This window comes from Streptomyces sp. NPDC028419, from assembly GCF_055565515.1.
On sequence record NZ_JBVHUE010000027.1, the window covers coordinates 1 to 21,926 of the forward strand.

A 21,926-nucleotide genomic window follows, 5' to 3' on the forward strand; every position below is an offset into this window, starting at 1 on the left:
GCCCGCGTACTGGACGTACTTGGCTTTCGCCCGGTGCGGCGAGAGTGCGTGCCAGGCGTCGCGAGGCAGACGGCACTTTGACGACAGGGCCTAGGACCCAGGTCGGCCGGTCCTCAGCCGCCCGTCGCCACCACGCCCAGCCACGCCCCCGTCACCAGCAGGCACGCGAACAGCTCCACCAGCACGCTCGTGCCCACCGCCCGCATCACCGACCGCAGCGAGGTCACCGCCTCGCCGTGGCTGCCCAGGCGGCGGCGCTCGCACAGGTAGATGCCGCCCATGAAGCCCGGCACCGCGCCCAGCACGGGGACCAGGACGAAGCCGAGGAGGGCGCCCGCACCGGCGTACACCGCCATCCGGCGGGTGACGCCGACGCCCCGCAGCCGTCGCGGCGGCAGCTGCCACTTCACCACCTGCACCACCAGCAGCAGCGCGGTCGCCGAGACCAGCAGCGACCACGCGGGCGCCGTCCGCTCGTGCATGGCCCACCACAGCAGGCCGGCCCAGACCAGCAGCGTCCCCGGGACACCCGGCACCAGCACCCCGAGCACCCCGAGCAGCAGCACCAGGCCCACCAGGAGCAGCTGAGGCAGATCCATCTGATCAGCGTGACCGACCCGGGGCTATCGGGCCACCCAGCCCCGTTCGTACGCGTGCCAGCCGAGCTGCATCCGGGTCGTGACCCCGGCGGTCTCCATCAGCCCCTTCACCCGCCGCTGGACCGTGCGCAGCCCCAGCTCCAGGTGCTTGGCCACGCTCGCGTCGGTCATCCCCACCAGCAGCAGCGAGAGGATCTCCAGGTCCGTGGCGTCGGGGCCGCCGTCCGACTCGTCGACCGTGCCGCCCGCCCCCAGCCGCAGCGGCAGCGCCTCCCGCCACACCGCCTCGAAGAGCCCCATCAGGGATTCCAGCAGCCCCGACGCGTGCACGACCAGCGCCGCGGGCTCCGCGGTCCGGGCCGTCAGCGGCACCATCGCCAGGCTCCGGTCCGCGATCACCAGCTTCGTCGGCACCTCGTCCGTCGCCCGGACCTGCTCGCCGCGGCCCAGCGCCGTCGAGGCCTCCCGCAGTCCCCTCGGCAGGGTCAGCACCTCGCGCTCGATCACCACGCGGTAGTCCACCCCGCGCACGCTGGCGTGCTCCTCCGCCTCGTTCTCCGTGCCCGTCATCACCTGCGGCCGCCCGGTCACAAGGGCGCACACCTCCTGCGTCGCGCCCAGCTGCAGCTGGACGAAGCGGTGCGCCACCGCGCTCGCCCCCGTGACCACCTCGACCAGGTCGTGGACGGCCGGTTCCGCCGCCTCCACCCGGTACTCCTCGGCCAGCAGCGCCGCCGCCAGTTCGGCCTGTTCCAGCTCGTGCCGCTGCTGGGTCAGCAGCGCGCCCAGGGCCACCCCCGGCGGCGCGGCCACCCAGCGCCCGGGCCGGGCCGAGGACTGCGCGGCCAGCCCCTGGCGCTCCAGGTGCCGCAGCGCCCGCTCCGTCTGCGGCACCGGCAGGGTCAGCCGGTGCGCGAGGTCGGGGACCTCCGCCGCTCCCAGCGCCACCAGCACGCGGTACGCCGACTCCTGGCCCTCGTCCAGGCCTATCGCACCCAGCAACCCGTCCACCCACTCTCCACCCGGTCCGCGGCCACCCGCTTCTGGCGGGAAGCGGCCACGGCACAAACCCGCCGTGGACATCATCACCGCACCCCCCACCGCTCTGCCAAGGTGACGCCACCGCAGCACCAACATCCGCTGGCCAGAAGCCATTTACGCGGCAGCTTTGCCGTGCAATGCAACCGTTGGCCGGAATTCACCTGGGGAGAGCGATGCGCCCGATATCGCGCACGGCGCTGGGAGCGGCCACAGCGGCCGTCCTGGCCGTCACTGCCGTCGGAACCTCGGCGGCGCAGCCGAGCGACGGCGGGTCGGCGAAGAGACCACTGACCGGGAGCGCGGCGGCGGCCCGCCAGGGTGCCGGAGCCGCGACCGTCACGCTGGTCACCGGCGACAAGGTCCTGGTGTCCACGGACGCCGCGGGCCGCACCGCGGCCACCGCGCTGCCGCGCGAGGACGGCTCCCAGCCGCTCGTGCAGACCCGGCAGTCCGGCAAGGACGTCTACGTCTACCCCGAGAGCGCGGTCAAGGCGCTCGCGGCGGGCACGGTCGACGCCGAACTCTTCAACGTCACCGGCCTGATCCGGCAGGGCTACGACGACGCGCACGCCAAGAAGCTGCCCCTGATCGCGGTCTACGAAGGCCTCGACACGGCCCGCAGCGCCCCGGCCGCCCCGCGCGGCGCCGAGCGCTCGCTCGTCCTCGGCTCGATCGGCGCGGTCGCGCTCTCGGCCGACAAGGCGCAGGCGGCCACCTTCTGGTCGGACGTCACCGCCAAGGCCGCCGCCCGCTCGCGCGGCGCGGGCGGCCTGAAGAAGCTGTGGCTGGACGGCAAGGTACAGACGAACCTGGAGCGTTCGACCAAGCAGGTGGGCGCCACCGCCGCCTGGGCCGCCGGGTACGACGGCACGGGCACCAAGGTCGCCGTCCTCGACACCGGCGTGGACCTCGACCACCCCGACCTCAAGGGCCGGGTCGTCGAGTCGAAGAACTTCACCGACTCCGACACCGACGCCGACCGCCAGGGCCACGGCACCCACACCACCTCCACCGTCGGCGGCTCCGGCGCCGCCAGCGGGGGCGCCAAGAAGGGCGTCGCGCCCGGCGCCGGGCTGCTCAGCGGCAAGGTCCTCAACGACTCCGGGTACGGCCAGGACTCCTGGATCATCGCGGGCATGGAATGGGCCGTCGAGAGCAAGGCCGACGTCGTCTCCATGAGCCTGGGCGACCCCTCCCAGACCGCCTGCGACGACCCGATGAGCGCCGCCGCCGAGAAGCTCGCCCAGAACAGCGGCACCCTCTTCGTCATCGCTGCCGGCAATTCCGGCCCGGGCGACAACACCGTCTCCTCGCCCGGTTGCGCGCCGAGCGTGCTGACCGTCGGCGCCGTCGACCGCGACGACAGCACCGCCTCCTTCTCCAGCCGCGGACCGGCCGGCCTCCTGCACACCCTCAAGCCGGAGATCGCCGCCCCCGGCGTCGCCATCTCCGCCGCCAACATGGGCGGCCGCGGGGTGTACGCCTACCAGTCCATGTCCGGCACCTCGATGGCCACCCCGCACGTCGCGGGCGCCGCGGCCATCGTCAAGCAGCGCCACCCGGACTGGACCTCCCAGCAGATCAAGGCCGCGCTCGTCGGCTCCGCCGAGACCGCGATCCCGGGCGACGTCCGGGAGACCGGCGGCGGCCGGCTCGACGTGAAACGGGCCATCGACACCACCGTCACCTCCGCCCCCGCCCTCCAGGGCGGCGCGTACAACTGGCCGCAGGACCGCAGCGACCGGAGCACCGTCGAGGTCCCGTACACCAACGCGGGCACGGCGCCGGTCACCCTCCGACTCGGCATCGAGCACCTCGCCGGCAACGACGGCTCGGCCGTCCGCGGCCAGGTCGCCCGCCTCGACCGGAGCACGGTGACCGTCCCCGCCGGAGCCACCGTCAAGGTCCCCCTCGCCCTCGACCCCGCGGCACGCCTGGAGCGCAGCCAGTACGGCGACGTCACCGGCCGCGTGGTCGCCACCGGCCCCGGCGGCCTGCGGGTCTCGACCCCCTTCTCGCTGTACGTGGAGCCGGAGACCGTCACCCTGCGCGTCAAGCTCCTCGACCGTTCGGGCAAGCCCGCGGCCGGGCCGTCCTCACTCGACGTCATCGGCACCGACGACGCCACGGGCGAGCGCCGCTTCAACGACGGCTCCGCCGACCAGATCTACCGGCTGCGCCCGGGCTCGTACTTCCTCTCCTCCTTCGTCGCCACCCCGGACGCCGGGAGCGCCGGAGACAACCCGATGGTCGACTCCCTCACCTACCTCGGCCGCCCGCAGGTCGAGGTGAAGAAGGACACCACGGTCGTACTGGACGCCCGCACCGCCGGGCGCCTGGCGATCGAGGCCGACCGGCCCACCGAGACCCGCGCCGCCACCCTCGCCTTCGCCCGCGACTGGGACCCGAGTTGGCTGCACGCCGGCACGGCCATGGGCGGTCGCACCATCCGCGGGTTCTACGCCTCCGTCGAAGGCCGCGCGTCCGAGGGCGGCTTCGAGTTCGGCAGCTACTGGCGCGAGGCCGCGCCCCTGCTCGCCGAACTGAAGGTGGCCGGCGGCCCGACCCTGCACCCCCTCACCGCCTCCACCGGCAGCGACAACCTCGACGGCCGCGGCAGCGCCCCGCTCGTCGACGCCGGCAACGGCAGCCCCGAGGAGTTGGCCGCGGCCGGCGCCAAGGGCGCGATCGTACTGGTGAAGACCACGGACGCCTCGCTCTACGACCTGGCGAACCACGCGAAGGCGGCCGGCGCCAAGGCCCTCATCGCCCACCGCGACGCCCCCGGTCGCTGGCTCGGTTTCAACGGCTACACCGGCGGCTCGCTGCCCGCGCTGTCCCTGGAGACCACCGAGGCCCGGGCCCTGCTCGCGCGGCTCGCGCAGGGCAAGGTCACGCTGAGCTGGACGGGCACCGCGAGGAGCCCGTACGTCTACAACCTCGCCCAGATCGAGCAGGGTTCGCTGCGGGGCGAGCGCAACTACCGGGTGCGCGACCGCGACCTCGGGACCGTCCGCTCCACCTACCGCGCGATGGGCGCCGCCTCCGCCTACATGGACCTGACCGGCGCCTACCGGCCGGGCGGGACCGCCGTGTACTTCGGTTCCCTGGACACCGTCGCGGTCCCGGGGGAGCGCACCGAGTACTACAGCGCCGGGGACACGGCCTGGGACCACGTGGTCTCCAGCAGCTTCCCCTGGGGCGAGCTGATGAGCGACCAGCAGCGGACCTACGCCAAGGGCTCCCAGCGCTCCGAGAGCTGGTACGACGGGGTCATCGGCCCGGTCGGCGTGCGCGACGCGAGCGGCAAGCCGGTGCTGGCCGCCGAGCGGCAGGGCAACCTGATCGGCTTCTCCTCCGCGATGTGGGGCGACGGCGGGCACTACGCGCTGCCGGGCTCCTTCGGTGACATCGGCGGCCTGACCCTCACGCGGGACGGGGTGGAGGTCGGCTCCAGCTGGTACCCGAACGCCGGCGTCTTCGAGGTCCCGGCCGAGCCGGGCGCCTACGAGCTGACCCAGACCCTGGAGAAGATCGGCGGCCCGGCCCGGGACTGGCAGCGCTCGCAGGGCGTGCGGACCACCTGGTCCTTCCGCTCCGCGCTCGACGCGTCGGCGTACTCGACCCCGCTGCCGATCCTGTTCCCGGCCCTGACCCTGCCCGAGGACGGCCTGAAGACCGTCGCCGCACGGGGCGGACAGCGCATCGGGATCGCCGTCACCGGGCACGCGGGTTACGCGCCCGGCGCCCTCAAGGGCGTCAAGCTGTCCTACTCGTACGACAACGAGCACTGGACCGCGGCCGCGGTCGCCGAACAGGGCGGCCGCTGGAGCGCGGTCGTGGACCACACCGGCGCCAGCGGCAAGCCGGTCTCGCTGAAGGTCGAGCTGACCGACGCGAAGGGCGCCACCGTCACCCAGATGGTCGGACGCGCATACGACGTCCGCTGATCAGTTCGCCACCACGGGGCCGGGGGCCCGTCGGGCAGTAGCCCGGCGGGCCCCTTTCGGCGCGTTCCGCGTTTTCTCCCGCCCCGGGCGGCCGACACTAGGGGCATGAGTCAGCAGGGGGACGCGGACGACTGGTGGCAGAAGCTGTACGAGGACCCGGCCGGGCCGGAGCCGGGACCCGGCGGCTCCGGCCCCGTACCGGCCGATCCCGCCGACACGCTCGACAGCCGGTTCAGCTCGGCGTCGGTGCTGGTGCGGGAGGCGGAGCCGGAACCGGAGGCGGTGGCGCCACCCCTCGTGGCGCTGCCGGCGCAGGCGGAGCCCGTGGAGGAGCGCGCGGCCCCCACCGGGTACGCGCTCGGGGACGTGGCGGTGCCGCCCGCGCCCCCCGAGCCCCCGCCCCCGCTGCCCGTGGCGCCGGCGCCGCCCGTGCTGCCGGAGCCGCGCCGAGCCGAACCGCGCCGGGCCGAACCGCGGCACGCGGATCCGCGCCGCCCCGCCGTACCCGCCGCGGGGGTGCCGGGCCCCCTCGCACCGCCCTCGGCAGGGCCCGCGCAGCGCCCCGAGGTACGCCATCTGGGGGACCGGGCACCGACGTACGCGGCCGAGCCCGGCCCCCTGCCCGTGGCGGACCCGACGGCCCTCCAGGCCCTCGTGCCCGACACCGTCCTGGAAGGCGCCCGGCACGGGACCTACACCCTGCGGGCCGCCTCCGTGCGCGGGGACTCCGCCCGCTTCCGCGGCGAGAGCCGTCGCGACGTCCTGCTCACGGCCCGCTTCGGCGGCGGGGACGACGCGCTGGTGCTGATCGCCCTCGCGGGCGGGGACCGCGCGGCTCCCGGCGCCCGGGACGCCGCCGCCGAGGTGTGCCACTGGGTCGCGGCGGCCGTCGGCCGCAGCCAGGGCCGCCTCGGCGACGACATCCGGGCGGGTCGGCGCGACGCGCTGCGCTCGGGCCTGCAACGGCTCACCGACCGGGGGTACGGGCGGCTGCGGGCCCGCGCCGCCGAGCTCGGGCTGCCCGACGAGGAGTACACGGCCGGGCTGCGCGCGGTGCTCCTCCCCGTGGACCCCGAGTGCCGGACCAGGGTCTGCTTCGGTGCGGGGACGGGCGGGCTGTTCCGGCTCCGCGAGGGGCAGTGGCAGGACCTGGAACCGGTGGGGACCACCCTCCCGACGGTCGCGGCGCTGCCCGCCCCGGCCGCGCCGGCGGGCCAGGGCGTCCCGGGCGGCTTCCGCTTCCGCGCCACCTTGGCCCGGCCGGGCGACACCCTGCTGCTGTGTTCCGGCGGGCTGGCCGAACCGATGCGCGAGGAGGCGGCCCTGCCCGCCGAGCTGGCCGCCCGCTGGGCCGGGCAGGACCCACCGGGCCTCGCGGCCTTCCTCGCGGACACCCAGCTCCGGCTCAAGGGGTACGCGGACGACCGGACCGCCGCCGCGGTCTGGGAGGCGTAACCGGCCCGGCCGTGCGTGGATGGGAGGCGCACACCCGGCATCGCCGGATCGCCGGACCGGAAGGGGCGCCCCTCCATGGCCAAGCAGAACGTGGCGGAGCAGTTCGTCGACATCCTCGTGCGCGCCGGGGTGCGCCGGATGTACGGGGTCGTCGGGGACAGCCTCAACCCCGTCGTCGACGCCATCCGCCGGACCGGTGACATCGAGTGGATCCAGGTCCGCCACGAGGAGACGGCCGCCTTCGCGGCCGGCGCCGAGGCCCAGATCACCGGGCGGCTCGCCGCCTGCGCGGGCTCCTGCGGCCCCGGCAACCTCCACCTGATCAACGGGCTCTACGACGCCCACCGCTCGATGGCTCCGGTCCTGGCCCTGGCCTCGCACATCCCCTCCAGCGAGATCGGCCTCGGCTACTTCCAGGAGACCCACCCCGACCAGCTCTTCCGCGAGTGCAGCCACTACAGCGAGCTGATCTCCAACCCGAAGCAGATGCCCCGGCTCCTGCAGAGCGCCGTCCAGCACGCCATCGGCCGCGGCGGGGTCAGCGTGGTCGCCCTGCCCGGGGACATCGCCTCGCTGCCCGCCCCGGAGAAGTCGGTCGAGCACGCGCTGGTGACCACCCGGCCGACGGTCCGGCCCGGTGACGGCGAGATCGACGCGCTGGTCCGGATGATCGACGCAGCCGACAAGGTCACCCTCTTCTGCGGCAGCGGCACGGCCGGGGCGCACGCCGAGGTGATGGAGTTCGCGGGCCGGATCAAGTCACCGGTCGGGCACGCCCTGCGCGGCAAGGAATGGATCCAGTACGACAACCCCTACGACGTCGGTATGAGCGGGCTGCTCGGCTACGGCGCGGCCTACGAGGCCACCCACGAGTGCGACCTGCTGATCCTGCTCGGCACGGACTTCCCCTACAACGCCTTCCTGCCCGACGACGTCAAGATCGTCCAGGTGGACGTGCGCCCCGAACACCTGGGCCGGCGCTCCAAGTTGGACCTCGCGGTCTGGGGCGACGTGCGCGAGACGCTGCGCTGCCTGAACGCCCGGGTCAAGGTCAAGACGGACCGCCGCTTCCTGGACCGGATGCTGAAGAAGCACGCGGACGCCCTGGAGGGCGTGGTCAAGGCGTACACGCGGAAGGTGGAGAAGCACACCCCGATCCATCCCGAGTACGTGGCCGCCGTCCTGGACGAACTCGCCGACGACGACGCGGTGTTCACCGTGGACACGGGCATGTGCAACGTGTGGGCCGCGCGCTACCTCTCCCCGAACGGGAAGCGGCGCATCATCGGATCCTTCAGCCACGGCTCGATGGCCAACGCCCTCCCGCAGGCCATCGGCGCGCAATTCGTCGACCGCGGCCGCCAGGTCGTCTCCATGTCGGGCGACGGCGGATTCTCGATGCTGATGGGGGACTTCCTCACCCTGGTGCAGTACGACCTCCCCGTGAAAGTGGTCCTCTTCAACAACTCCTCGCTAGGCATGGTCGAGTTGGAGATGCTCGTGTCCGGCCTGCCGTCGTACGGAACGACGAACCACAACCCGGACTTCGCCGCGATCGCCCGCGCGGCGGGCGCCTACGGGGTACGGGTGGAGAAGCCCAAGCAGCTCGCCGGGGCCCTGAGGGACGCGTTCCGGCACAAGGGGCCGGCCCTGGTGGACGTGGTGACCGACCCCAACGCCCTGTCGATCCCGCCGAAGATCAGCGCCGAGATGGTCACCGGCTTCGCCCTGTCCGCCAGCAAGATCGTCCTCGACGGCGGCGTCGGCCGCATGCTCCAGATGGCCCGCTCCAACCTCCGCAACGTACCGCGGCCTTGAGCCCGAGGGGACACCGCGCGGGAGCGGACGCTCCCGCGCGGCCCGGCGGGGTGCTTAGAGCTGCCCGCCCTTGAGGGCGTCGACGAAGCGAGTCCACTGGGCGTCGGCGACGAGGAGCGCGGGGCCGGTGGGGTTCTTCGAGTCCCGGACGGGCACGGCGCCGACGAGCTGCCCGGCGGCCACTTCGAGGCACTGCCCGGCGTCGCTGCTGTAGGTGGACTTCGACCAGGAGAATCCGTGGGCCGAGGAGTCGGTGATGATGGTCATGAGTGCTCCTGCTTGATTCTTGCGGTGAGGTCGGCCGACGCCGCGAACGACAGCGCGTGCGCCCTGAGGTGCTCGAACGCGCTCCCGTACACCGCGACATCGGCGGCGTCTTCAACGTACAGGGCGCTCGCCAGACCCTCTACGTGCACCACGTCAAGGTCTGCCGACTCGGGGAACGACAGCACCGTGAACGGCCCCGCCATGCCGGGATGCGGTCCGGCGGCCAGGGGAAGGACCTGGATCGAAACGTGCGGCAGGTCCATGCTGTCGAGGAGCCACTGGCACTGGTCCCGCATGACGCCGGGAGCAGGCATGGTCGCGCGGAGCGCCGCCTCGTGCACGATCGCCCACAACTCCAGGGGTGCCGGCCGCGCCAGTACGGCCTGACGTGCGCGGCGGACTTCGACGAGTGCGTTCACTTGATCGGGGGTGGACGCCGTGTTGATCCCAGTGATCGACGCCCGTGCGTATGCCGCCGTCTGGAGAAGGCCGGGAACGACGAGCGTCTGATAGCTCCTGAGCGATTTGGCGTCCGCCTCCAGGCTGATCAGTTCCGCGTAAGCCGGCGAAATCATGTCGCGGTACGTCTGCCACCATCCACGGCGCGCACCGTCACGGGCCAAGGCGAGGAACACCTCGCGCCGCCCCACGTCGCTCACCGCGTAGACGTCCAGCAGGGCGTTCAGGACATCGGGCTTGATGCCGAGCTGCGCCCGTTCGACGCGGGACAGGCGCGGCCCGTCCCATCCGTGCCCCAGCCGACCGGCCACATCGTCGAGCTTCATGCCGTGACGGTCCCTCAGCGCCCGCAGCTCCGCGCCCAGTCGCCGGCGCCGTACCGATGGAGCACTCATGCGCCCTCCGCTTCCCCCGCCCGGTGGCGGCTGAGTCCGATGCTCCCACGGCGCAGTGTGCGACATGAGTGAGCTTGCAAAGTTGTAAATCAGCGAGTTGTGGTTGCAATGCGGATCGCCGCCTGCCACGCTGACGTTACAAGCACAGCGCGTAGCGGAACGATCACGCTGAGGGGCGATGCATGTCCTACGAGATGAATGCGCCGGTTGTGGCGAGCCTGGATCAACTCTTCGCACCCCCTCCCCGCGCCACCCCCGGCTGCGACGTCTGCGCCGCCCTGCTGGACCAGTGGCATCGGCTGAGGGGGCCGCGCTCGCCGGAATACGACCCGTCCGCCGCCTCGGACCGGGCCGTGGAGATCCGCAGGTGTCCGAACCACCCGGCGTCCGGATGAGCGCCGGCGGATACCGCTTCTCGGCGCAGTGGCAGCAGGAGCTGGAGGCGGCCGTGGCCGCGCGGCTGCGGCCTGACGCGACGTCGGTCCTCCTCGTGGCGGCGGAGGAATACCGCAGGGACCTGGCGGCGGCCCGTGTGCAGCGGCCCCCGCGTCCCTCCGCGAACCCGCAGTCGGCGGCCTAGTCGGTCGTCGCGCGGAGGGGCGGCAGGGGTGCCGTCGGTGAGGTCGGCCGGCATCCCTGACCGCTCCTGAACGAGTGAACATGCACGAGCGGAGGGTTCCGCCCCCCGTGGTCGGAAAGCGTGCGGCCGTGTTCCTTCCCGCTGGGGAGGAGGAGTGGTCGCCGGTGGGAATGGGCACGATGCACAGCGACAGGGGGGTGCTGTGAGCGGGAGCACGAGTGAGCACGAGAAGGCCGTCGAGATCATCGGCCTGCGGATGAAGGAGTACGAATCCCTGCGGTCCGAAGTGGTCCAGCGGATCGGGGCCCGACAGCAACTGGCCGGATACGCCGGCGCGGCCACCGCCATCGCGGCGACGCTGGGCAGCGGCCTCGGGATCTGGCGGATCGTCGTGGTCGGGCTCGTACTCCTGGTCGCCTACCTGTACCTGCGGGACAGCAACGACGGCATCCAGAGGCTGGGACGGCACCTGCGGTTCGTCGAGAACGACGTGAACGACCTGGCCCGCCGCGCGTACGGGCGCGAGGTCCTCACCTGGGAGTCCAGTCGGCAGGCCGAACGCAACGGTGAGAAGAGGTTCTGGAAGGCCCTCGGGCGCTTCGGCGGCTGGCACCGCGATGAACCGCGGCCGCGGGTACCCGACCCGCGCGCGGAATCCGAAGGGTAGAACGGCCCTCGAACTACGCGTCGAAGCGGCCGGGCCGGGTGTTCCCCGCCGCTCGAAACCGCGGCCCGACCTGCTCGGCGGCCGTGCCTATCATGCTGCCCATGAGCCAGTTGCTGAGCCTGGAAACCCCGGACCACGCGCGTCCGGTGCGTCTTCGAACGGAGCGGGGGGTCTTCGCCGCCCTGGACGTTCCACCCGCTGAGCACGCCCCGACGCGGGGCACGGCCCTCCTCGTACCCGGCTTCATGGGCAGCAAGGAGGACTTCCTCCCCCTGCTGCCGGCCCTGAGCGCCGACGGCGTACGCGTCGTGGCCATGGACGGCCGGGGCCAGTACGAGAGCGCCGACGCCTCACCGGAGCCCTCGTACTCCCGGGACGACCTGGCCGGCGATCTGGTGGCCGCCACCCGCTGCCTGGACGCCGGCCCGGTGCACCTGCTGGGTCATTCGTACGGGGGAAGTCTCGCCCGCGCGGCGGTCATCGCGACCGGGGGGGACCCTTCCCTCTGGGCGTCGGTGACCTTGATGAACTTCGGTCCCGGCGTCGTCTCCCCTTGGCAGCGAGAACGCCTGAACCTGCTGCTCTCCGTCGTGGAATCGATGTCCCTCGCCGAGATCTGGCCGTTCGTGCGGGGCAAGGAGGAGTCGGCGCCCGAGGACGTCGAACGCTTCCTGGAGCACCGGTGGATGAGCAACGACCCGCGCCAGTTGGCGGCCGTCGCGCAGCACATGCTGGACGAGACGGACACCACGGACGACCTCGCCCGCCTGCCCGTTCCGGTGTCGGTGATCTCCGGTACTCCCGACGAGACGTGGGAACCGGACGGGGTGGAGCGGATGGCCCGCCAGCTCGGTGCCGCCTTCGTCCGGATCGAGGGGGGCGGGCATTCCCCCAACGTGCACAAGCCCGCCGAAGTGGCCTCCGCCCTGCTCGACTTCTGGCTCGCCCGGCAGGGCGCGGCGGCGTCCTCCCGTCCGGGCGGCTAGGGCGTCGCCGAGCCGCCCGCCGGGGTACGAGTCAGCGGGCGGCGGCCAGGGCCGAGACGTCCACCTTGTACGGGGCGAAGGCGGTGTTGTTCTTGCAGGTCAGCTCCTCCCAGGTGCTGACCTTGGTGACCTGGTCGGTGTGGGTCAGGTGGAACTTGCAGGCGCCCTTGATGTACTGGCCCTTCACGCCGCCGGGGAAGTCGACCTCCTTGTTCCACAGGTACGGCGAGTTGTAGTTGTTCAGCCGCGCCGTGGCGTTCACGTCGATGCCGCCGGGGGCGTAGATCTCGTAGACCCAACCCGTCTTCTCCGCGCCGTAGGTGGCGAACTTCTGTGCCACCCACTTCTCGCAACTCGTGCTCAGGTGCGCGCTGTTCTGTCCGCCGCCCTTGACGATGTACTCGGCGAGGGGGGTCAACTGGGCGCCGCGCGGGGTGAAACCGGTGCGGAAGATCTCCTCGACGCCCTCCCGCGTGTCCCCGCGCCACAGGACGTTGGTGTCGCTGCGCCACTGCCAGCGCTCGCCATCCGCACCCGCCGCGACGTCGCGGCCGATCGAACTGTCGGTCGTCGTGCGGTACCAGTCCCAGGGGCGGTAGTCGACGGTGGGCCCGCAGGGCGTGGTCAGATCGTCGGCGAGCGCACCGGGGGCGGCGGGGGCCGCGACGGCCGGGGTGATGGAGACGACGGAGACGAGGGAGAAGGCGGCGAGGAAGCGGAGTGCGGACTGCAGCATGGTGGGCCCATCAGTCGATCAACATGACGGGCCCCTTTATAGGCGCGCTCGGAACGCCCACACCGGACGGGGAAGCCGGTTCCACCCGCACGGGTGGAACAGTCGTACCGCATAAAGGATTCGCCTGCGAGATCCGCCGGGCGGCCGCGGCGGAGTGCGGAGTGTTCACCCGGGATACGGGCATGGGCAATCCGGGGGCCGCGCGCTATCTTTCCTCGAACGGCGCTGACGGCGTCAAGTGGTCCCGGTGTCGGGCAACGGCGGTTTCTCGATGCCGAGGGGAGATTCCCTCACCCTGGTGCAGTACGACCACCCCGTCGAAGTGGTCCTGTTCGACAACTCGTCCTCGGGCATGGTCGAACGGGAGATGTTGATTTCCGGCCGCCTTCGTACGGAACGACGAATCACCGTCCCGGACATCGCCGCGAGCGCCCCGGCGGCGGGGAGTAACCACGCGTACGGGTGTCGGGTGCGGGGTGCCGAGCAGCTCACCGGGGCTCCCGGGGGCTGATTCCGGCACGAGGGGCCTGCTCCGGCGGGCGTGGCGACCACCGTCGGTGCCCTGTGGATTCCACCGAGGACCCGTACCGAAATGGTCACCGCTTTCGCACGTTCCGCCACCAAGATCGCGCGCACCGGTTGGAGTCGCCGGGTGTTCCCCATGGCTCGATCCAACCTCCTCAAGGTGTCCCGGAGTCGAGCTCGAAGGAGTGCGGATTCCCCCGGTGGGAAGAAGCCCTTCCGTAGGCCTGTTCGAGAGGGACTTCGGGATACGGAGGGCTATCGCCGTGCGGGTGGGGGCGAACACCGGAAAACTGTCGAGAAGAGGACGGCCCGAACCTCGGGAACCGTCGCCCACGGGTGACGGGAGCGTGGACGACGCGCTGTGGATCACCCGCCGCGTGCGCCGGGCGGACCTCAAGGCGGTGGGCGAAGTACGCAAGGCGTTACGGGAACTGCTCCGGCACCGCTGCCGGGGCGACGCGGCCGATGTGGCCGAACTGCTCATGACCGAACTCGTGACCAACGCCCTCGTCCACACCGATCAGGGTGCCGAGGTCTTCGCGGGCCTCACCGCCACCCGGCTGCGGGTGGAGGTACGGGACTACGCGGCGCGCCACCCCAGACCGTTCGTACCGACCGCCGACGACGGTACGCACGGCCGGGGACTGGTGCTGATCCAGGCCCTCGCCGACACCTGGGGGGTGGACTCCCTGGGCGGCTCCACCGGCAAGGTGGTGTGGTTCGAGATCGACGGGGGCGCCGACGCGGTGTGGGCGGCGGAGCCGGCCTGAGCGCCGCGCGCCCGGACCGGTACCGCCGCCACGGCGGCCGGTCAGCCGAACTGCTGCTCCAGGTCCTTCAGTTTGCGCTCCAACGAGTCGAGTCGGGGGATGGTCTGGGTGTCGTCCTCGGCGGTGAGGTCCACCGTCCGGGACGCCGTCTCGGACGGATCGGTCCCGCCCACAGCCTGGAGCGACGGCCGCCGCCGCAGCGGGAGTTGACCCGCGTCGGTCGGCGCCGGCTCCCCGCCGATGGCGGGTGCGGAGCCCGCGGCCACACCCGGTGCGGTCGCGAGTTCGTGTTCTTCCAGGACGTCCTCCCGCAGTTGGCGGCCTCGCGAGCGGCCGAAGGCCCGGCTCTGTCGTCCCAGCGCCTTGATGCGGGCCCGGTCCAGCCGGTTCTGGTCCCGCCTGCGGTGCCGGTCCTGCGCCTTCTCCCGCTTGTCCTCCCGGACTTCGTCGACCGCCTCGTCGAGCGTACGCACGCCCTCCAGCAGCATCAACGACCAGGCGCCGAAGGTCTCCCGCGGAGCCCGCAGCCAACGCACGATCCGGATCTGCGGCAACGGCCGTGGCACCAGGCCCTGTTCGCGCAGCGCCGCCCGTCGGGTCTGCTTCAGCGCCCGGTCGAAGAGGACCGCCGCGGACAGCGACATCCCGGAGAAGAACTGCGGCGCGCCGTCGTGGCCGAAGCCCCGCGGTGCGTGGACCCAGTTGAACCAGGCCGCGGCCCCGGCGAAGAGCCACACCAGTATCCGCGAGCCGAGGGCCGCGTCGCCGTGGCTGGCCTCGCGGACGGCGAGCACCGAGCAGAACATGGCGGCGCCGTCGAGGCCGAAGGGCACCAAGTACTCCCAGCCTCCGGAGAGGTTGAGGTTCTGCCGCCCGAAGCCGACCAGCCCGTGGAAGGAGAGTGCCGCGGCGACGGCTGCGCAGCAGAAGAGCAGGACGTAGGAGGCGGTGCCGTAGATGGCCTCCTTGCGGCGGCGGCGGTCCTCGCTGCGTTCCCAGCTGTCGTCCGACGCGGCCTTCTCGCCCTCGCGCTTGCTCTTCGCCAGTACCGCCACTGCCGCAAGTACGCCCAGGATCAACAGGCTGCCGGGCAGCAGCCAGTCCAGCGATATGTCGGTCAGTCTCATGCGGTGTCCCTTGCCTCGCGTATGCGGCTTTCCGGGCGCCATAGTGGCGGATCGCGCGAGGGCCGCACGCGGGTTTCGGGGCAAGAGGCCGCCAACGGGGGTCAGGGCCCGCCGGATAGGGCGTTGTGGGTCGAACTGGCTCTCGTTCAGGGTTGATTGAGTTCGAATAACCCCACCCGAACGGGTGGCTTCGCCGGTGGCATCACGCCGCGACGGCCGCCGTCAGCCGGGCGACCCGGTCCGCGTCGCAGGTCCGGGGGCAGGTCACGCAGGTGGCGTCGGGGTCGTCGGGGCGGATCGTGTAGAAGAGGCAGCAGCTGGCCCGGTCCCGGGTGGGCAGCTCCTCGCCCGCGGGTCCCGCGAGGACGCGGAAGTCGCTGCCGCCCGTGTACGGGGCGCTCGGGCCCGGCAGGAGCAGCTCCAGCTCGGCCATCGTGCGGCGCTCCTCGCCGACCAGGGCACCGATGTACCAGAGGCTCTCGACGACCTCGTCGGTCACCATGCCCCACAGCGCCCGGCGGCCGCGCCGCGTCCGGGGGCCGAAGCCCTCCAGCACCGGCCCGAGGTGCTCGGCCACCGCGACCCGCACCTGCGCGCGCAGCGCCTCCTCGTCGGGCACGACCTGGGCCCGGGGGAGGGCGGCGGCGGGATCGTCCGGCAGGCAGGCGAACCGTTCGATGCCGACGCTCATCCGGCCCCCGGTGCGGTGGAAGGCGACCTGGCCCGGGGGCAGGTGCGGCACGCGCCGGGCGAACAGCCACGGCGCCGTGATCAGCAGGCAGGCGGGCCACGCGTAGCGGTGCAGGCCGAAACCGGCGATCACGTCGGGGCGGGCCCGGCGGCCGTGGTCCCGCAGCACCTGGGCCTCGTCCCACGCGAGGAAGGAGTCCAAGGCCGGGCCGCCCAGGGCGAGTTCGTCCGCGCCGACCCATCCGGCGCCGCGGGGAGGGGGGACGTGCGCGGGTCGCTCGGTGACCCGCAGCCCGGGAAAGGCCGCGGAGAGGCGGGCGTAGGCGTCCGTGACGGGGGAAAGGGGTGCCGTGACGGTCATGCGGGCCATGGGTGGTCCACCGAATCGCGCGATCGTTGACAGGTTAGCCTTACCTTACCTGATCTCGTGCGGTCCGTATCGTCGGCGACCGGTGCCCGTCACCTATTCTCGGGAGGAACCCGCAGGCGGGGAGCGGAGCGGAGGAGGATCGAGTGCAGGACGCGGCCCGTGCCGGGGTGCCCGAGCAGGCTCGTGGGGAGGCCGGTGGCGAGGGGGTCTCCGCGCGCCGTCCGGTGCTGCGGCATTCCGTCCGCGGCCAGGTCCTCGACGCGCTGCGCGCGGCGCTGGTCGACGGCGCGCTCGTGCCCGGCGAGATCTACTCCGGGCCCGCCCTGGGGGAACGTTTCGGGGTCTCGGCCACGCCGGTGCGCGAGGCGATGCAGCAGCTGGCGATGGAGGGGGCGGTGGAATGCCTTCCGAACCGGGGCTTCCGGGTGGTCGCCCCGATGCCGGCGGAGTTGGCCGAGCTGGCCGAGGTGCGGGCGCTGCTGGAGGTCCCCGTGATGCTGGGGCTGGTCCGTACGGCCGAACGGGCTTCCTGGGTCGCGCTGCGGCCGCTCGCCGAGGCGAGTGTGGTGGCGGCGGAGGCGGGTGATCTGCCGGGGTACGCGGAGGCGGACCGGGCCTTTCACCGGGGGGTGCTGGGGTTGGCGGGCAACGGGCAGCTGTTGCGGGTCGCGGACGAGGTGCATCGGCGGGTTCAGTGGGCGCGGAGTCGGCGGTCGCTGCTGTGTACCGATGCGGCGCAGCACGTGGCTCTGCTGGACGCGCTCATCGATGCCGACGCGAGCACGGCCGACACCCTGATCCACGCCCACTTCGCCTGGCCCCCGCACTAGCCGCCTCTCCGCGCCCGCGGCGTGCCCTCAATCGCCGGGCAGGCTCGACCAGCCCGACCGGGCGACCTGGGCCCGGCCCATGTCAGCCTCGCCGCGCGGCCTGGGCCCGGGCCATTCCAGCCTCGCCGGCGTTTGAGGCGTGGGTCCGGGCGTAGCCGCGCTGTCGGGTGCCGGTTGGCGTGGCCTCCGGCGGGCCCTCAAGCGCCGGGCGGGCTTGATGTGGTCGGGGTCGGATCCGTTTCAGCCTCGTCGGCGATTGAGGCGTGGGGTGGGGTCAGGCTGCGGGGGTCAGGTGGGCGGCCAGCCAGGTGGGGATGCCGCCCAGGAGGCGGAAGAGGCGGAGGGCTTCGGCGCGGAGGCGGGCGGCTTCGGGCTCGGGCTCGGCCTCCGCGAGCGCGGCCAGGGCGGGGGCCGTACCGACCAGGAAGCCCAGTTCCTCCCGGATCCGCAGGGATTCCGCGAAGCCGTGACGGGCCTCCGCCAGCTCCCCGTCCCGCAGCGCGAGCCCGGCCAGGTGGCGCCAGGTGAAGGACAGCAGCAGGGTGTCCCCGTGCGCCGTGGCCCCCGCGTGCGCGCGCCGGTACGCGGGCCTGGCCGATTGCGGGGCGTCGGCCAGGTGCTCCGCCACCAGCCCCCGCCGGAAGTCCAGCAGCGGCCGCGTGGGCGATCCCGGGGCCAGCAGCGCCGCCGCCCGCCCCAGCGCGGAGCGCGCCTCGTCGGACCGGTCCCGGACACCCAGCACCGTTGCGGCGTAAGCCAGTTGGCCGCGCTCGCAGGCGGCCGCGCCGCGCTCGTCGTCGTCCTGGGCCACCGCCTCGGCGATCCGCAGCGCGTCCTCCGCCTCGGCCCAGCCCTGCCCGGTGAACAGGCACCGTTCGACCAGCAGCGCGGTGCGCTGCACGGCCGGCCCGGCGCGGCCCGCGTGCGGGTCCAACAGGGCCGCCGCGTCCGTCCAGCAGCCCCGGGAGCGAAGCCGCCATATCGCCCGCTGGAGGGGGTCGTCCCCTCCGGTCATTCCGGCACCCGACATGGCGGTGTCCGCCACATTGCCCTCCCCGAAGCAGCCAAGCCAGCGCGCTGCCCGCGCCCTGGGGCGAAATGAGAGCACGGATCCACTTGATCGGCCAAGGGGTCGGGTGAACCTTTTCACAAAGTCCGGACACCTCGTCAGTCGCCCCCGGCCGCCCGGCCGCCCCCCGGCCGGGCCGCTGATCAGCTCATCCGCAGGGCCAGGAAGAAGTCCAGCTTGTCCTCCAGCCGCGAAAGATCGCGCGCCGTCAACTGCTCGATTCGCCCGACGCGGTACCGCAACGTGTTGACGTGCAGGTGCAGCCGGGTCGCACAACGGGTCCAGGACCCGTCGCAGTCCAAGAACGCCTCCAGGGTCGGGATCAGCTCCGCCCGGTGCCGCCGGTCGTAGTCCCGCAGCGGGTCGAGCAGCCGCGCGGTGAAGGCGCGGCGCACGTCGTCCGGGACGAAGGGCAGCAGCAGGACGTGCGAGGCGAGCTCGTGGTGGCCCGCCGCGCAGACCCGGCCCGGTCGGGCGGCCGCGACCCGGCGGGCGTGCCGGGCCTCCTCCAGCGCCCCGCGCAGCCCCTCGGCGGAGTGCACCGCCGCGCTGACGCCCAGCGTGAGCCGCCCGTCCTCGGCCAGACCGGCCGCCAGGGGCTCCCGTACGGCCGTCAGGAGCACGTCGGCGTGCAGGGCGGTGTCGGGGCCCTTGTCGTGCGCGGGCTCCCCGGAGTCCGCGGACAGCGCGGGCAGCGGTACGAGCGCGATCGCTTCGTCGCCCGCGTGGGCGACGGCGATCCGGTCGGAGGGCTCCGGACCCGACAGGGACGGGTCGACCAGGATCTCCTCCAGCAGCGACTGGGCCACCGGACCGCCGGGGATGTCCCCGCCGTCCCAGTCGACCCGGGCCACCACGACCTGCCAGTGCGGGGCGGTGCCCAGCCCGGGCAGCAGCACGGGGGCCGCGACCCGCAGGCGGGCCGCGATCTCGGCGGGCGGAGCGCCCGTCTGGACGAGCTCCAGCACCTCCTGGGCGAGGCGCCGGCGCACGGTGCGGGCGGCGTCGCGCCGGTCCCGCTCGACGGCGATCAGCTGGGTGACGCCCTGGAGCAGGTCCAGGCGCTCGGCGGGCCAGTCGCTCGCGTCGGCCTCGACGGCCAGCAGCCAGTCCGACAGCACGCTCTCGCGCACGTCACGGGCCGCCGGGCCGGTCCCCCGCCCGTGTCCCCTGATCGGGAAGAGCGAGTAGGTAATACCCTGGATGGAGATCCGGTGCGGGCCCCTGCGGCCGGTCCGGACCGCCGCCAGGTGTTCGCTGGCCAGCGCCGCGCAGATGCCGGGCGCCAGCGGTTCGCCCGCCCCGGCGATCTGCCGTCCCGTGGGGGAGAGCACCCAGGCGCGCAGATCGAGGTCCGTGGTGAGCAGATCGAGGACCACATCGGGGCCACCGCCGGCGGGACCCGACGTCATCAGGCGCCGGTGGCGGTCCACGACGGCCGCGAGGTCCCCCGCGCGCTCCCCGGAGACCTGCCGAACGACGTACTCAGTGATCGTGGCGAATGCAACGTCCTCGTTCACGGCGAACAGCGGCAGCCGGTTGCGCCGACAGGCTGAAACCAGATCGTCCGGGATGTCTCCCAGCTCGGCCTCGCCGGCGGCCAGGCCCGCCACCCCGGCGCTCGCGAGGAGTCGTGCGAACGGCTCGGAGTCGTCCGAATTTCGACGCCAGGCCAGGCCGGTCAGCACGAGTTCCCCGCCGGAGAGGTATCGGCTGGGATCCCTCAGGTCCGTCGTCATGACGCCCCGGACCGTGCGGTCCAGCTCCTCCTGGCCGCTCAGCAGCCGCAGCCCCAGCGCCTCGGTTTCCAGCAGTGCGCGCAGCCGCATGATGTCGCCGCCGATCTGTCTCGATGTTGCCGTTGGAAATCGGGCAGGTCAGTGCATCCTGCCTTTCATACGAATCTACAAGACGAGGGAGGCCGTCAGCCAACTCCTTCATGGTTTCGGTGACTGCACCCGGGGGACGCGCGGCTTGTGTACTGACTCCACACCGCGTTAACAGCACGTGAACGACCAGTCGAGGGTCTTTGGGCCCGCTGGCTTGAAGTGATCGACACGATGAAGAAGAAGAGAGCCGCACATGGACTTCCTTCGCCCCGCCAGCTGGGAGGAGGCGCTCGCCGCTAAGGCCGAGTACCCCTCAGCTGTGCCGATTGCGGGTGGCACCGATGTGATGGTCGAGATCAACTTCGACCACCGTCGGCCGGAGTACCTTCTGGACCTGAACCGCATCGGTCTCCTGCGGGAGTGGGAGGTCGGCGAGGATGTGGTCCGGCTCGGCGCTTCCGTCCCGTACACGCAGATCATGGAGAACCTCCGCACGGAGCTTCCCGGTCTCGCCCTGGCCTCGCACACGGTCGCCTCGCCGCAGATCCGTAACCGCGGCGGCGTCGGTGGCAACCTCGGCTGCGCCTCCCCGGCCGGCGACTCCCACCCCGCGCTGCTCGCGGCGGGCGCGCAGGTCGAGGTGGAGTCCGTACGCGGTTCCCGCCTGATCCCGATCGACGAGTTCTACACCGGTGTGAAGCGCAACGCGCTCGCCGCCGACGAGCTCATCAAGACCGTCCACATCGACAAGGCGGACGGCCCCCAGCAGTACTCCAAGGTCGGCTCCCGCAACGCGATGGTCATCGCGGTGTGCGCCTTCGGCCTGGCACTGCACCCGGAGACCCGCACGGTCCGCACCGGCATCGGCTCGGCCGCGCCGACCCCGATCCGTGCCAAGGCCGCCGAGGAGTTCCTGAACGCCGCGCTCGAAGAGGGCGGCTTCTGGGAGTCCGGCAAGGTCATCACCCCGTCGATCGCCAAGCAGTTCGGTGACCTCGCCTCCGGCGCGGCCAACCCGATCGACGACGTCCGCGGCACGGCGAAGTACCGCCGTCACGCGGTCGGCATCATGGCTCGCCGCCAGCTCGTCTGGACCTGGGAGCAGTACCGCGGTACCGGAAACGGCCGCTCGCTTGAAGGGGCTGCGTAATCATGCGCGTCAATTTCACTGTCAACGGTCGTCCGCAGGAAGCCGACGACGTCTGGGAGGGCGAGTCCCTCCTGTACGTCCTGCGCGAGCGCATGGGCCTGCCGGGTTCGAAGAACGCCTGTGAGCAGGGCGAGTGCGGTTCCTGCACCGTCCGCCTCGACGGCGTGCCGGTCTGTTCCTGTCTGGTCGCGGCCGGTCAGGTCGAGGGCCGCGACGTCGTGACCGTCGAGGGTCTGGCGGAGTTCGCCAAGCAGCGCGAGGAGCACGGCCACGGCGGTGCCTGCGGCACCGGCGGCGGCTGCGGCGGCAAGGGCGGCGTCTCCCTGGACGCGGCCAAGCAGTGGCAGGCCAAGCCCGGCGACTCGCAGACCGGCGAGGGCGTCGAGCTCTCCAACATCCAGCAGGCGTTCATCGACGCCGGCGCCGTCCAGTGCGGTTTCTGCACCCCGGGCCTCCTGGTCCAGGCCGACGCGCTGCTGGAGGAGAACTCCTCCCCGTCCGACCAGGACATCCGCGAGGCCCTGTCCGGCAACCTCTGCCGCTGCACGGGCTACGAGAAGATCCTCGACGCGGTCCGCCTCGCGGCCGCCCGTCAGTCAGAGGCGGTCTGACC

20 protein-coding genes are annotated in these 21,926 nt (G+C 72.7%); 11 read left to right on the forward strand and 9 right to left on the reverse strand.

Annotation, left to right across the window (positions count from 1 at the left end; translation table 11 throughout):
- Positions 1-113: 113 nt before the first annotated feature.
- Together ACZ4UB_RS27655 and ACZ4UB_RS27660 are read right to left on the reverse strand one after the other, a co-directional pair.
- Positions 114-599, reverse strand: coding sequence for a DUF456 domain-containing protein (locus ACZ4UB_RS27655; RefSeq protein ID WP_354379250.1), 486 nt, complete (start codon positions 597-599; stop codon positions 114-116).
- A 24-nt stretch (positions 600-623) separates the two neighbouring features.
- The gene (locus tag ACZ4UB_RS27660; protein ID WP_468074318.1) at positions 624-1,601 is read right to left on the reverse strand and encodes a helix-turn-helix domain-containing protein; all 978 of its coding nucleotides are present in this window, start codon (positions 1,599-1,601) and stop codon (positions 624-626) included.
- A gap of 212 nt (positions 1,602-1,813) precedes the next feature.
- Between ACZ4UB_RS27660 and ACZ4UB_RS27665 the strand changes: the two genes are divergently transcribed.
- The 3 genes from ACZ4UB_RS27665 to ACZ4UB_RS27675 all read left to right on the forward strand — a co-directional run bounded on the left by ACZ4UB_RS27665 (position 1,814) and on the right by ACZ4UB_RS27675 (position 8,863).
- Complete coding sequence (locus ACZ4UB_RS27665) at positions 1,814-5,590, forward strand: S8 family peptidase (protein ID WP_468074175.1); 3,777 nt, start codon at positions 1,814-1,816, stop codon at positions 5,588-5,590.
- 105 nt (positions 5,591-5,695) lie between these two features.
- Complete coding sequence (locus tag ACZ4UB_RS27670; protein WP_468074177.1) at positions 5,696-7,045, forward strand: protein phosphatase 2C domain-containing protein; 1,350 nt, start codon at positions 5,696-5,698, stop codon at positions 7,043-7,045.
- 75 nt (positions 7,046-7,120) lie between these two features.
- The gene (locus tag ACZ4UB_RS27675; protein WP_468074179.1) at positions 7,121-8,863 is read left to right on the forward strand and encodes a pyruvate dehydrogenase; all 1,743 of its coding nucleotides are present in this window, start codon (positions 7,121-7,123) and stop codon (positions 8,861-8,863) included.
- Positions 8,864-8,917: 54 nt separating this feature from the next.
- Here ACZ4UB_RS27675 and ACZ4UB_RS27680 read toward each other — a convergent pair whose 3' ends face one another.
- Positions 8,918-9,130 (reverse strand): DUF397 domain-containing protein, encoded by a 213-nt coding sequence (locus ACZ4UB_RS27680; protein ID WP_468074181.1) that lies wholly within the window; start codon positions 9,128-9,130, stop codon positions 8,918-8,920.
- Positions 9,127-9,984, reverse strand: coding sequence for a helix-turn-helix domain-containing protein (locus tag ACZ4UB_RS27685; protein ID WP_468074183.1), 858 nt, complete (start codon positions 9,982-9,984; stop codon positions 9,127-9,129). Before ACZ4UB_RS27685 ends, ACZ4UB_RS27680 begins: the two co-directional genes overlap by 4 nt.
- A gap of 367 nt (positions 9,985-10,351) precedes the next feature.
- Between ACZ4UB_RS27685 and ACZ4UB_RS27690 the strand changes: the two genes are divergently transcribed.
- The 3 genes from ACZ4UB_RS27690 to ACZ4UB_RS27700 all read left to right on the forward strand — a co-directional run bounded on the left by ACZ4UB_RS27690 (position 10,352) and on the right by ACZ4UB_RS27700 (position 12,217).
- Positions 10,352-10,564, forward strand: coding sequence for a hypothetical protein (locus ACZ4UB_RS27690; protein ID WP_468074185.1), 213 nt, complete (start codon positions 10,352-10,354; stop codon positions 10,562-10,564).
- Between the two features lie 202 nt (positions 10,565-10,766).
- Entirely contained in the window at positions 10,767-11,231 is a 465-nt protein-coding gene (locus ACZ4UB_RS27695) for a hypothetical protein (protein WP_468074187.1), read from the forward strand.
- 101 nt (positions 11,232-11,332) lie between these two features.
- Entirely contained in the window at positions 11,333-12,217 is an 885-nt protein-coding gene (locus ACZ4UB_RS27700; protein WP_468074189.1) for an alpha/beta fold hydrolase, read from the forward strand.
- Between the two features lie 31 nt (positions 12,218-12,248).
- Here the strand turns inward: ACZ4UB_RS27700 and ACZ4UB_RS27705 are convergent, their stop codons facing one another.
- Entirely contained in the window at positions 12,249-12,953 is a 705-nt protein-coding gene (locus tag ACZ4UB_RS27705; protein WP_468074191.1) for a scabin-related ADP-ribosyltransferase, read from the reverse strand.
- 271 nt (positions 12,954-13,224) lie between these two features.
- Here ACZ4UB_RS27705 and ACZ4UB_RS27710 point away from each other — a divergent pair, with 271 nt between their 5' ends.
- Both ACZ4UB_RS27710 and ACZ4UB_RS27715 read left to right on the forward strand, forming a co-directional pair.
- On the forward strand, positions 13,225-13,464 hold the full coding sequence (locus ACZ4UB_RS27710) for a thiamine pyrophosphate-dependent enzyme (RefSeq protein ID WP_468074193.1): 240 nt from the start codon (positions 13,225-13,227) through the stop codon (positions 13,462-13,464).
- A gap of 361 nt (positions 13,465-13,825) precedes the next feature.
- Positions 13,826-14,248 (forward strand): ATP-binding protein, encoded by a 423-nt coding sequence (locus tag ACZ4UB_RS27715; RefSeq protein ID WP_468074195.1) that lies wholly within the window; start codon positions 13,826-13,828, stop codon positions 14,246-14,248.
- Positions 14,249-14,289: 41 nt separating this feature from the next.
- Here the strand turns inward: ACZ4UB_RS27715 and ACZ4UB_RS27720 are convergent, their stop codons facing one another.
- Both ACZ4UB_RS27720 and ACZ4UB_RS27725 read right to left on the reverse strand, forming a co-directional pair.
- Entirely contained in the window at positions 14,290-15,375 is a 1,086-nt protein-coding gene (locus ACZ4UB_RS27720) for a DUF2637 domain-containing protein (protein WP_468074197.1), read from the reverse strand.
- Positions 15,376-15,577: 202 nt separating this feature from the next.
- A complete protein-coding gene (locus tag ACZ4UB_RS27725; protein ID WP_468074320.1) occupies positions 15,578-16,426 on the reverse strand; it encodes an iron-sulfur protein in 849 nt (282 codons plus the stop codon).
- Between the two features lie 104 nt (positions 16,427-16,530).
- On the opposite strand from ACZ4UB_RS27725, the gene ACZ4UB_RS27730 reads away from it, so the two are divergent.
- Positions 16,531-17,265 (forward strand): GntR family transcriptional regulator, encoded by a 735-nt coding sequence (locus tag ACZ4UB_RS27730; RefSeq protein WP_468074322.1) that lies wholly within the window; start codon positions 16,531-16,533, stop codon positions 17,263-17,265.
- Between the two features lie 274 nt (positions 17,266-17,539).
- Here the strand turns inward: ACZ4UB_RS27730 and ACZ4UB_RS27735 are convergent, their stop codons facing one another.
- Both ACZ4UB_RS27735 and ACZ4UB_RS27740 read right to left on the reverse strand, forming a co-directional pair.
- On the reverse strand, positions 17,540-18,310 hold the full coding sequence (locus tag ACZ4UB_RS27735; protein WP_467963226.1) for a hypothetical protein: 771 nt from the start codon (positions 18,308-18,310) through the stop codon (positions 17,540-17,542).
- Positions 18,311-18,477: 167 nt separating this feature from the next.
- Positions 18,478-20,163: a PucR family transcriptional regulator gene (locus tag ACZ4UB_RS27740; protein ID WP_354379266.1), complete on the reverse strand. Its 1,686-nt coding sequence runs from the start codon at positions 20,161-20,163 to the stop codon at positions 18,478-18,480.
- Positions 20,164-20,416: 253 nt separating this feature from the next.
- Here ACZ4UB_RS27740 and ACZ4UB_RS27745 point away from each other — a divergent pair, with 253 nt between their 5' ends.
- Together ACZ4UB_RS27745 and ACZ4UB_RS27750 are read left to right on the forward strand one after the other, a co-directional pair.
- Positions 20,417-21,313 carry an FAD binding domain-containing protein gene (locus ACZ4UB_RS27745; protein ID WP_330333335.1) on the forward strand — a complete coding sequence of 299 codons (897 nt, stop codon included), beginning with the start codon at positions 20,417-20,419 and terminating at the stop codon, positions 21,311-21,313.
- Between the two features lie 2 nt (positions 21,314-21,315).
- On the forward strand, positions 21,316-21,924 hold the full coding sequence (locus ACZ4UB_RS27750; protein WP_468074200.1) for a (2Fe-2S)-binding protein: 609 nt from the start codon (positions 21,316-21,318) through the stop codon (positions 21,922-21,924).
- The last annotated feature ends 2 nt before the right edge of the window (positions 21,925-21,926 follow it).

Excerpts from the sequence above, each read along its gene's own strand:
- ACZ4UB_RS27710 (WP_468074193.1), top strand. The coding sequence starts at position 13,225 with ATGCCGAGGGGAGATTCCCTCACCCTGGTGCAGTACGACCACCCCGTC.
- ACZ4UB_RS27685 (WP_468074183.1), bottom strand. The coding sequence starts at position 9,984 with ATGAGTGCTCCATCGGTACGGCGCCGGCGACTGGGCGCGGAGCTGCGG.
- ACZ4UB_RS27665 (WP_468074175.1), top strand. The coding sequence starts at position 1,814 with ATGCGCCCGATATCGCGCACGGCGCTGGGAGCGGCCACAGCGGCCGTC.
- ACZ4UB_RS27700 (WP_468074189.1), top strand. The coding sequence starts at position 11,333 with ATGAGCCAGTTGCTGAGCCTGGAAACCCCGGACCACGCGCGTCCGGTG.
- ACZ4UB_RS27655 (WP_354379250.1), bottom strand. The coding sequence starts at position 599 with ATGGATCTGCCTCAGCTGCTCCTGGTGGGCCTGGTGCTGCTGCTCGGG.
- ACZ4UB_RS27750 (WP_468074200.1), top strand. The coding sequence starts at position 21,316 with ATGCGCGTCAATTTCACTGTCAACGGTCGTCCGCAGGAAGCCGACGAC.
- ACZ4UB_RS27705 (WP_468074191.1), bottom strand. The coding sequence starts at position 12,953 with ATGCTGCAGTCCGCACTCCGCTTCCTCGCCGCCTTCTCCCTCGTCTCC.
- ACZ4UB_RS27725 (WP_468074320.1), bottom strand. The coding sequence starts at position 16,426 with ATGACCGTCACGGCACCCCTTTCCCCCGTCACGGACGCCTACGCCCGC.
- ACZ4UB_RS27670 (WP_468074177.1), top strand. The coding sequence starts at position 5,696 with ATGAGTCAGCAGGGGGACGCGGACGACTGGTGGCAGAAGCTGTACGAG.
- ACZ4UB_RS27740 (WP_354379266.1), bottom strand. The coding sequence starts at position 20,163 with ATGCGGCTGCGCGCACTGCTGGAAACCGAGGCGCTGGGGCTGCGGCTG.
- ACZ4UB_RS27745 (WP_330333335.1), top strand. The coding sequence starts at position 20,417 with ATGGACTTCCTTCGCCCCGCCAGCTGGGAGGAGGCGCTCGCCGCTAAG.
- ACZ4UB_RS27675 (WP_468074179.1), top strand. The coding sequence starts at position 7,121 with ATGGCCAAGCAGAACGTGGCGGAGCAGTTCGTCGACATCCTCGTGCGC.
- ACZ4UB_RS27720 (WP_468074197.1), bottom strand. The coding sequence starts at position 15,375 with ATGAGACTGACCGACATATCGCTGGACTGGCTGCTGCCCGGCAGCCTG.
- ACZ4UB_RS27680 (WP_468074181.1), bottom strand. The coding sequence starts at position 9,130 with ATGACCATCATCACCGACTCCTCGGCCCACGGATTCTCCTGGTCGAAG.